This window comes from Pseudomonas sp. GD03903, from assembly GCF_029840045.1.
Classification (GTDB): domain Bacteria; phylum Pseudomonadota; class Gammaproteobacteria; order Pseudomonadales; family Pseudomonadaceae; genus Pseudomonas; species Pseudomonas pseudonitroreducens.
Genome location: NZ_JAOCBT010000075.1, coordinates 1 through 532, shown reverse-complemented (window position 1 = coordinate 532; position 532 = coordinate 1). Strand labels below are relative to the sequence as shown.

Annotated in this window: 1 protein-coding gene; it reads right to left on the bottom strand. The window is 62.6% G+C overall.

The features are described from left to right. Positions 1-532, bottom strand: a 532-nt coding sequence (locus N5C91_RS31870) for an Ig-like domain-containing protein (RefSeq protein ID WP_279834536.1), incomplete at both ends; no start/stop codon positions are given.

Genomic DNA, 532 nt, shown 5'->3' with positions numbered 1-532 from the left:
ACCTGTTTCCACATCGATGATGTACTTGTCGCTCGGGACGGTCTTGTTACCGGCCGGGTCCATTTCGACGGCGGTCAGTTCGTTCGGGCCCTGCACGAGCGGCAGGTCCGGCTTCATCGACCAGGTACCATCTTCACCCACGGTAGCGCGGCCAATTTCATGGTTGCCGGTGCTGTCCTTGGTGTAGACGATGATGGTGTCGCCGGCAGTGCCGGTGCCGTTGATTACCGGACGGCTGTCGTCGGTGACGCCACCGTTTTCGATGTTGCCGGTGATGTCGCCCACGCTGTCCAGTACGCCAGTGATTTCAAGCTTGTCGTAGTCCGGCGGGGTGTAGTCGGTGACGATGAAGAACGGATCGGACGGCACGCTGGTGTTGCCGGCCTTGTCGGTCGCGGTGACTTCGAACTCGTGCTCGCCTTCGGCGATCGGCGTGGTGGGGGTGTAGGACCAGGTGCCGTCCTTGTCGGCCACGACGGAGCCCAGCTTGTCGCCATTGTCGTAGACGGTGACGACCGAGCCGGGCTCGGCT